The organism is Candidatus Agathobaculum pullicola (assembly GCF_052117205.1).
In the GTDB taxonomy this organism is placed as follows: domain Bacteria; phylum Bacillota; class Clostridia; order Oscillospirales; family Butyricicoccaceae; genus Agathobaculum; species Agathobaculum pullicola.
This window is the reverse complement of sequence record NZ_JBQKJP010000122.1, coordinates 1-617: the sequence shown is the minus strand read 5'-3', so window position 1 is coordinate 617 and position 617 is coordinate 1. Positions and strand designations below refer to the sequence as shown.

The window sequence follows — 617 nt, the reverse complement described above, 5'->3', positions numbered from 1 at the left end:
GAACCTGAAACGGATGATAAAATACGCCGGATGACGCCAGTGGGCGTCTTTTTTATTTACCCAAACGAGGATAAACTGGGATTTGTCAACAGCGCCAAAATGTCCCGAAGTTGCGAGGAGCGTGCCAACGCCGGAACACGCCGCAGGAATGGGGCAGGAAACCTTTTCGGGGAGAACGGCAACGGAAAGCAAAATGGAGGGAACGCATGAGAGATAACCCCTATAAAGACTTGCCGCCGCTGGAACGCAGGCCGGACGGTTCCCTTTACCGCATGACCCCGGCGCAGAGAAAACAGGCGGCCAGCCTGATACGCCGGGAGTGCTGTTGCTGTGAGGACGGCAACTGCATTGTCCTTGACGATGGGGACACCTGCACCTGTCCGCAGACGATTTCTTTCTCGGTCTGCTGTAAGTGGTTCCGCTGGGCGGTCTTGCCGCTGGACGGGACGCTGGAAGCGGAGATTTTCCGGGATAAGGACTTGAAACGCTGTGAGGTCTGCGGCGGTGTGTTCGTCCCCAAATCCAACCGGGCAAAATACTGCCCCGGCTGTGCCGCCAGAGTTCACAGGCGGCAGAAAACAGAAAGTGAACGGAAAAGGAGGTCTGCTGTGGACAGT

1 protein-coding gene is annotated in these 617 nt (G+C 56.7%); it reads left to right on the top strand.

Going from position 1 to position 617, the window contains the following annotated elements:
- Positions 1-206: 206 nt before the first annotated feature.
- Positions 207-617: cysteine-rich VLP domain-containing protein (locus tag ACTQ3V_RS15690; protein ID WP_002588751.1), on the top strand; the 411-nt coding region annotated here is incomplete at its 3' end.